The sequence below is a fragment of the Streptomyces sp. SD31 genome, from assembly GCF_052068475.1.
Lineage (GTDB): Bacteria > Actinomycetota > Actinomycetes > Streptomycetales > Streptomycetaceae > Streptomyces.
Map to the genome: position 1 here is coordinate 20342 of NZ_JBQHCX010000034.1, position 7944 is coordinate 28285.

The 7944-nt window shown below is 70.4% G+C and carries 7 protein-coding genes; 5 read left to right on the forward strand and 2 right to left on the reverse strand.

What is annotated here, in order from left to right; genetic code table 11:
* The first annotated feature begins 185 nt into the window (after positions 1-185).
* Together ACTMVF_RS42065 and ACTMVF_RS42070 are read left to right on the forward strand one after the other, a co-directional pair.
* Positions 186-1553: a glycogen debranching N-terminal domain-containing protein gene (locus ACTMVF_RS42065; protein WP_441276375.1), complete on the forward strand. Its 1368-nt coding sequence runs from the start codon at positions 186-188 to the stop codon at positions 1551-1553.
* Positions 1519-2235, forward strand: coding sequence for an amylo-alpha-1,6-glucosidase (locus ACTMVF_RS42070; RefSeq protein WP_441276380.1), 717 nt, complete (start codon positions 1519-1521; stop codon positions 2233-2235). The genes ACTMVF_RS42065 and ACTMVF_RS42070 overlap by 35 nt, the downstream gene beginning before the upstream one ends.
* A gap of 515 nt (positions 2236-2750) precedes the next feature.
* Here ACTMVF_RS42070 and ACTMVF_RS42075 read toward each other — a convergent pair.
* Positions 2751-3776 carry a LacI family DNA-binding transcriptional regulator gene (locus tag ACTMVF_RS42075; protein ID WP_441276376.1) on the reverse strand — a complete coding sequence of 342 codons (1026 nt, stop codon included), beginning with the start codon at positions 3774-3776 and terminating at the stop codon, positions 2751-2753.
* A gap of 182 nt (positions 3777-3958) precedes the next feature.
* Here ACTMVF_RS42075 and ACTMVF_RS42080 point away from each other — a divergent pair, with 182 nt between their 5' ends.
* The 3 genes from ACTMVF_RS42080 to ACTMVF_RS42090 all read left to right on the forward strand — a co-directional run bounded on the left by ACTMVF_RS42080 (position 3959) and on the right by ACTMVF_RS42090 (position 7252).
* Complete coding sequence (locus ACTMVF_RS42080; protein WP_441276381.1) at positions 3959-4741, forward strand: TIM barrel protein; 783 nt, start codon at positions 3959-3961, stop codon at positions 4739-4741.
* 50 nt (positions 4742-4791) lie between these two features.
* Complete coding sequence (locus tag ACTMVF_RS42085) at positions 4792-5817, forward strand: Gfo/Idh/MocA family oxidoreductase (protein WP_441276377.1); 1026 nt, start codon at positions 4792-4794, stop codon at positions 5815-5817.
* A gap of 370 nt (positions 5818-6187) precedes the next feature.
* Positions 6188-7252, forward strand: a complete 1065-nt coding sequence (locus tag ACTMVF_RS42090; RefSeq protein ID WP_441276378.1) for a DUF4238 domain-containing protein — start codon at positions 6188-6190, stop codon at positions 7250-7252.
* Positions 7253-7310: 58 nt separating this feature from the next.
* Here the strand turns inward: ACTMVF_RS42090 and ACTMVF_RS42095 are convergent, their stop codons facing one another.
* Positions 7311-7802, reverse strand: coding sequence for a helicase associated domain-containing protein (locus tag ACTMVF_RS42095; RefSeq protein ID WP_441276379.1), 492 nt, complete (start codon positions 7800-7802; stop codon positions 7311-7313).
* Positions 7803-7944 lie beyond the last annotated feature (142 nt).

Sequence of the window (7944 nt, forward strand, 5' to 3'; positions counted from 1 at the left end):
GGCCACGGCCCCGCGCGATCCGCCAGGGCCTGTCCGGTGTCACTCCCCGCTGACCGGACAGGCCCTGGCCCCGCCCCCGGCACGGCGGGCGCCGTCGAGCCGGTACCACCGCGAGAGGCTCCGCTCCTTGGGACATCACCACCACGTCCCAGACCTCCGGTGCCGTAGCTGTAGGACCCGGCCCTGTGGTGCAGGGCCTGCAGCCCTTCGTGCACGACGCTGTCGTCTCGGTGTGCGCACCGAGCCTCGTGGTCTCACACCCCGACGGGCAGCTCGACAGCGGGGCGGACGGCTTCTACCACGGTGACATCGGGGCGCTGGCCCGGCTGACCGTGGCCGTGGAGTCAAGCACCCTCGCTCCGGTCTCGGGCGGGTTGGAGGGGGCCGACCAGGCGGGCTTCCGGGCGGTCGTGCGGGGACTGGGCGAAGTGACGGCGGACCCGGTGGTCGCCCTGCACCGGCGCCGTACCGTCTCCTCCGGCCGCCTGGAGGAGACCTTCGAGGTCAGCAACCACGGCACACGACACGTCCGCTTCCGGCTCACCGTGCGAGCATCCACCGACCTTGCCCCGATCGAGCAGGTGAAGTCCGGCCGCCTCCTGGCCGACGTACCGGCCGAAGCGCAGGCCGAGACAGGCGCGCTGTTCCGGTCTCACGGCGGGCTCACGGTCCGCCTGCTCAGCACCCCGGCCCCGGACGGGCTGGACGCGCCAGCCGGGCAGCTGTCGTACGAGATCCACCTGGCACCCGGCCAGTCGTGGAGCGCGCGCCTGTCCGCCACGGCCACACACGACGACGGCGACCACTTCCCGGCCGCGCCCGCGAACCAAGTGCCCTGGAGCACTCCTGTCCTGCGCAGCGCGGACCGGTGCTTCGACCGCTGGCTGGCGCAGTCGGTCGCCGACCTGAAGCGGCTGCGCCTGACGGACCCTCAGTCACCGCAGACGGACCGGCCGGACCAGTTCCTGGCCGCCGGCGCCCCCTGGTACCTGACCCTCTTCGGCCGCGACGCGCTCTGGGCCGCCCGTATGCTCCTCCCGCTCGGCACCGACCTCGCCGCCGGCACCTTGCGCACCCTCGCCCGCCGCCAGGGCACCGTCACCAATCCGACCGCGGAGGAACAACCCGGGAAGATCCTTCACGAAGTGCGTCGCGGCGCCCTGCAGATCGCGGACCGGCTCGCCCTCCCACCCATCTACTACGGCACGGTCGACGCCACCCCCCCCTGTGGATCACCCTCCTCCATGACGCCTGGCGCTGGGGCCTGCCACGCCCAGGAAGTCGAACAACTCCTGCCGCACGCCGAAATCGGCACTCGCCTGGATACGCGACCAGACGGACGCCGACACCAACGGCTTCCTCACGTACGTCGACCACACCGGCCGGGGCCTGGCCAACCAGGGCTGGAAGGACTCCGACGACGCCATCCGACACCGCGACGGGCACCCCGCCGCGGCGCCGATCGCGCTGTGCGAGGTCCAGGCGTACGCCTACGAGGCCGCACTCGGCGGAGCGGCCCTGCTGCGCGCGTTCGGCCGCCCGGGGGCCGATGAGTGGGAGGCATGGGCCGAGCGGCTCGCGGACCGCTTCCGCGACCGCTTCTGGGTGACGGACGAACGCGGCCCCTACCCGGCCGTCGCGCTCGACGGCGACGGTCGGCCGGTCGAATCGGTCACCACCGGCCTGCTCAACGCCGAGGAGAGCGCCCTGCTCGCGGCCCGCCTCGCCGGACCCGGCCTCGACGCAGGCCACGGCCTGCGCACCCTGAGCAGCAACGCGGTGGGCTTCAACCCCTACGGCTACCACGTCGGCTCGATCTGGCCGCACGACACGGCGATCGCCGTACACGGCCTGGCCAAGGCCGGATTCCCGGACGCCGCCGCCTCACTGGCAGCCGGCCTGCTGACCGCGTCAACGGCCTTCGACGCCCGCCTCCCCGAACTCTTCGCCGGCCACGGCAGCCAGCAAAACCCGCACCCCGCCCCCTACCCGGCATCCTGCCGACCACAGGCACGGGCAGCCGCCTCCGCGATCCTCGTACTCCAAGCAGCCCTGGGCCTGAACGCAGACGTCCCCGGCCGCACAGGCACCATCGCGCCCAACTTCGCCTCGACGTACGCACCGCTCACGGTGAAGGGACTCCAAGTCGGCGGAGGCCAGCTGGACGTCACGGTCACAGCGGACGGAACGGTAGACATCAACGCTCCGGAAAAGCTGACAGCGATCACACCCTGATGCCGCGCCGCCAGGCCATCCCTCAGTGCCCAACCACGCTGCGAGTTGGCGACTGACAGCGGAAGTCATGGACAGCGGACAAGAACAAACCTGTCCATAACGAGGGCAGCGAGGGCCAGGTCCATCCAGACCGACGTGACATCCCGCCCGGAGCGGGCCTGGAGCCGGACGGTGTCCGCGTCCCGCCATACGACGGTCCGGTGGCCGTCGAACTTGATTTATGCGCTGCTGAGCTGTCCGCGGGATATCGTCCGGCGCCATGTCGATCACTGGATGGCGGGTGCACTTCACCCGTCGAGCCGATGTGGCCGCGGGATGTGTCGCCGTTCATGCGGGAGTTCAGCGAGCTGTTTGCGGCCTCGATGAGCAACTGGACGAGTGGCGTGTGCCCGAGGGGCAGCCGTTCCTGATCAGGCCGGTCGGCATGTACGACGTCGAGTCGAACCGGTACTTTCCCGGTGTGGTCGGCGCCGTTGCCGTGGAACACCCAGGCCGCGCCCGCCCGGGATCTGCCTTCAGGGGGGCGGGGCGGACGTTCCCCGGACGACGAGACGGGGGGTGATGACTTGTTCCCCGGCGGGGATCTCCGCACCCTCCAGGCGTGCGACGGCCCGGCCGACGGCGAGCCCGGCAAGGCGTGCGATGTCCTGTCCGACGGTGGTGAGGTCGATGTGGGCCAGGCGGGCCAGATGGCTGTCGTCGAACCCGACGACGGAGATGTCGCCGGGGACCGCGACGCCGGAGCGGAGGAAGAGGTCGAGTACGCCGGTCGCGCAGCGGTCGTTGAAGGCCAGTACGGCGGTGGGGCGCGGGCGGGTGGCCGACAGGGTTCGGGCGGCCTCGGCGCCTTCCTCCTCAGTGAGACCGCCGGGGAGAATGCGGATGAATTCGCCCAGGCCGTGGCGGTTCATGGCGGTGCGGTAGCCGCGGCGCCGGTCGGCTGCGCCCGGTGCCCGGCCGCCGTCGATGTGGGCGATGTCGCGGTGGCCCAGAGCGACGAGGTGGTCCACCGCCTGGCCGGCTCCCTCGTCGTCGGCGGTCCGTACGACCTCCAGGCCCGGGACGGACGGCCGCAGCCGGCGGGCCACGGACACGACCGGCAATTGCCCGGCGAGTTCCGCCAGCCGCGCGGCGGGGGCCTGCGGGCCGAGCAGGATCAGCGCCTCGCAGCGGTCGTCGAGCAGTGTCTCGACGGCGCGCTGCTCGCCGCGCCCGGCGGCCACGGCACTCAGCGCGATCTGGTACCCGGCCGGTTCGGCCGCCGCGTAGATGCCCTCCACCAGGTCGGAGTGGAACGGATGCTGGAGGCCGAACTGCACCCCGAGCAGATGGGAGCGGTGGCTGCGAAGCAGCCGGGCCCGGGCGTCGGGTCGGTAACCGATCTCCCGCGCGGCCTGAAGGACGCGCTCGCGGGTGGCCTGGCCGGCCCCCTTCGCGCCGCGCATCACGATGGAGACCAGCGCCGTGGACACCCCTGCCCGTGACGCCACGTCGGCGAGCGTCGGTCGCTTTCCGTTGGGGACCGCTGGGGTCGCCGGCAACCTGTCCTCCCTGGTCGGGGTCGTCTCCTGCAGAGTCGACTATAGAACGTTCTAGCTTTCACGGGCCACCGGAGCCTTGACAGGGGAGGGCGACAGCTGGCGTACTGCTGCTCCACGGAGTTCTAGAACGTTCTAGTTCCTTGAACGTTCTAGTCCGAAGTCGCGGAGAGAGGTACGTGGCGATGTACACACTGGCGGCCTGCGCCGAGATGGTCTTCCTGGAACTGCCGATCGACGAGCGGGCACGGCGCATCCACGACGCCGGTTTCCAGGTCGAGATCTGGGACTGGACCCGGCACGACCTTGCCGCTCTGGCCCGGACCCCGGCCAACTTCTCCTCCATGACCGGCTACATCCGCGGCAGTCTGACCGACGAGGAGGGCGCGGCCGAACTCCTGAGCACCGCCGAGGAGTCACTCAAGGCGGCCGAGCAACTGGGCTGCCCTCGCCTGAACCTGCACGGCACCGGACTGGATGGCCAGGGCCTGCCGGTGGTGCCGGTGACCGGTGAGGTCACCGGTGAGATGTGGATCGCCGCCCACCGCACGCTCACCCGCCTCGCCGAGCTGGGCGAGAGCGCCGGGGTCGTCTTCACCCTGGAGAACCTCAACACCGCCGTCGACCACCCCGGGGTGCCGTTCGCGACGGCCGCCGACACCCTGGCCCTGGTCGCGGCCGTGGACCGGCCCGGGCTGCGGATGAATCTGGACCTCTACCACGCCCAGATCGGCGAGGGGAATCTGATCGAGCTGGTCCGCAGGGCCCATGCCCTGGGCCTGATCGGCGAGATCCAGGTGGCCGACGTCCCCGGCCGCCGCGAACCCGGAACCGGGGAGATCAACTACCCCGCCGTCGCCCGCGCCCTGGTGGACCTCGGCTACGAGGGCACGGTGGCGATGGAGGCGTGGGCCTCCGGCGACAGCGAGCTCGCTCTGGAGCGCTTCCGCTCCGCCTTCACCGTCTGACTGTTCCCACTGCCTGTACCTACCCTGACAACGACGTACGGAGCACCCGCATGACCACCCAGCAGCCTCTCGCCGTCGGCCTCCTCGGCGCCGGACGGATGGGTTCGTTCCACGCCGAGACCCTCGCCCACCGCCTCCCGGGCGTCCGGCTCGCCGCCATCGCCGACCCCACCCCGGGCGCCGCGCGGAGCCTGGGCGACCGGCTCGGCTGCACCACCGCCTACACGGACATCGGTGAACTGCTCACCGACCCGCACATCGACGCGGTGGTGATCGCCACCCCGGCCCGTACCCACGCCGACCTGGTCGAGGCGGCAGCCAAGGCGGGCAAGGCGGTCTACTGCGAGAAGCCGATGGCGGTCACCCTCGCCGAGGCCGACCGCGCCATCGCGGCCGCCGCGGATGCGGGCGTGCCCCTCCAGGTGGGCTTCAACCGCCGCTACGACGCCAGCTTCAGGGCCGCCCACGAGAAGATCGCCGCCGGCGCCATCGGCACACCGCAGCTGTTGCGCTCGCTCACCCGCGACCCCGCTCTGGCCGACCCGGCCCGCATACCGCCGTGGACGATCTTCCTGGAGACCCTCATCCATGACTTCGACATCCTGCGCCACCTCAACCCCGGTGCCGAACCCGTCGAGGTCTTCGCCATGGCGGACGCCCTGATCCGCCCCGACTTCAAGGACCGCGGCCTGCTCGACACCGCCGTCGTCACCGTCCGCTTCGACAACGGCGCCCTCGCCACCGCCGAGGCCAGCTTCCAGGCCGTCTACGGCTACGACGTCCGCGCCGAGGTCCTCGGCTCGGCCGGGATGCTCACCATGGGCGACGTCCGCCGCACCCACCTGACCGTATACGGCCCGGACGGCGTCGCCGCCGAATGCGTCACCTACGACCAGCACCTCTTCCACGACGCCTATGTGGCCGAACTCGCCGACTTCACCGACAGCGTCCGCACCGAGCGCACCCCCGCCGCCACCGGCGAGGACGCACGCGCTGCCCTGGCCATCGCACTCGCTGCCGTCCAGTCCGTCACCACCGGCGGTCCCGTCCGCGTCGACAAGCTCCAAGACCGGTGAAGCACGGGTCTTCGGCCGCAGCGCGGACCCCGGCGCCGTGTGACAAGTACGGGGTGACGGCCAGGTCAGTCCAACATGCGACACCCCCGCTGCTCGAGTGCGGCGGGGGTGTCGGTGACTAGTAGACGTCTGAAGAGGGATGAGCCGACGGACAGGGCAATGACGGAGGCGATCAGTCCACCGACACCGACGGGTGCGGCGATCTGTGCGAGTGGGCCAGCCGCCCTTCATGCTCCTGACTTGGCCATGGACAACGGACCATGGCAAACCCTGTCCATAACTTCGGCTCCGCGGCCCACCCAGCAGGCAGCGCAGGGCTGTCCACGGCCACGGTGAGCCCCGGTTCGGGCAAGGACCAGGTCATGCGGCTATGCCTTCCACACAGCCCGGAGAAACTCCGTCGTTGCTCACCGCCGGGCCGCTTACGCTGGGTGACGTGTCTGCACCGAAACACCACCACTATGTGCCTCAGAGCTACCTGACACGATTCGGGCGAGGCGACATGGTCAGGGTGAGACGCCGGTGCCTGCCGAAGACGCACCTCGCCAACGTCAAGAGCATCGCAGCCGAGACCGGCTTCTACACGATCACGGACGACAACGGCATGCCCTCCACGGCCATCGAGCACGAGCTCAGCGGCCTGGAAGGGCGAGGCCTTGCCGCCATGCGCCGAATAGACGAGACGGGAATGCCCCCGGCTGTCGGCACCGACGACCGCGAACTGCTGTGCCTCTACCTGGCTGTGCAGATGGCCAGGACCCCACGGAAGCGCACGGGCACGCTCTTCGGGCGCAACGTCACCGCCTACGCGAACGGCCGGGAAGTCGACCTGCCGCTGATGACCGAGTACCTCACACGCAAGCACCTCGGTCACCCGCCACGGGAAGCCGAAGCCCAGGGCGCCTGGGACTACTACCACGGCACGCGAGCGATGAACGGCAGCAACGACCCCACCCACGACGAAGCGGTCGTTCTGACGCTCAGCTCTGTCCAGGTGTGCATCCCGCAGTACCGTGCCCGGCACCGGCGGCTCGAGACCTGCCGCAAGCCGATCTTCCTCACCTCCGACGCGCCCCTCGTTCTCTGGCGCCCGGAAACTGAGAGTGACGCCTACCGAGGGTTCGGCCTGGAGGGTGCTCACGAGATCAGATTCCCGGTCAGCCCCACAGCCCAGCTCGTCCTCCTCCCCGGCCACGGCACATCCGCGAAAGAGGTCAGCCTCAGCCGAGTGAACAGCTGCAACCAGGACCTCGCGGACACCTGCGAGCAGGTCGTCATCGGGCACCCGGACCGGCACGCCGCGCTCGACAGGGTCCAGCTGAGCAAGCGCGGGCCCACACTGCGCTTCAACTCGGGCCCCGGCTTCCGGGAGAACCCGGATGGCACGGTAAAGCCCATGGGCGACATCATGCACATGTACACGACCCGCCGCTGAGACCACACGACTGTGGGCCGGGCAGAAGTCCTGCCCGGCCCACAGCTACGCCTGCCCGCTACGACCACCGCATCCCGATCGCGGACAGTTGCTCCATCCGCTCCGGGGTCAGCCTCGCGGCCCTGCTCCGCTGATTCCCGATCCAGGCCCCCAGCTTGTGCTCCCGTTCCTCCTGGTCCTCGCCGACGATCCGCTCGATGTGCTTCCTCGGGACCTGAAGGTGCCCCTCGCGCTCGTAGAACTGCTTGGCGGCCTCGTAGTTCATCGCCCACTTGTCGGCCTGCGTACGGCGCGGCTTCGGCTTCTCGTCCTCGCTCGCGGGCTCGATCCCGAGGACCTGCTCGCACATCCACTGCTGCACGGTCGTGAGCTGGTCCCACCCGAGCCTCACCGACTGCACCCACCGCCCGAGATCCTCGCCCTGGCGTACGACATCGCCCGCCTCGGTGGGCAGCGCCTCACCAGCGTCCAGGTGCATCCGCACCAGGTGGAAGCACCTCTGCCAGGTCACCGGCCAGCTCGGGCACCAGGACGCGTCGATCTCCTCCAACTGCTCACGCCGCTCGTCCGACAGCGCCCCGGCCGACGACTGAACCGGCAGCCCCTCCGCACGCGTGTCCAGGAGGGTTATTTCTGATCAGTGGTCGATGGGTTGACCTGCGCTTATCAGTCCGGTGTGGGGGAGAGGTCGG

Bases quoted from the DNA above. Each gene is read 5' to 3' on its own strand.
- ACTMVF_RS42085 (WP_441276377.1), top strand. From the start codon at position 4,792: ATGACCACCCAGCAGCCTCTCGCCGTCGGCCTCCTCGGCGCCGGACGG.
- ACTMVF_RS42080 (WP_441276381.1), top strand. From the start codon at position 3,959: ATGTACACACTGGCGGCCTGCGCCGAGATGGTCTTCCTGGAACTGCCG.
- ACTMVF_RS42090 (WP_441276378.1), top strand. From the start codon at position 6,188: ATGCCTTCCACACAGCCCGGAGAAACTCCGTCGTTGCTCACCGCCGGG.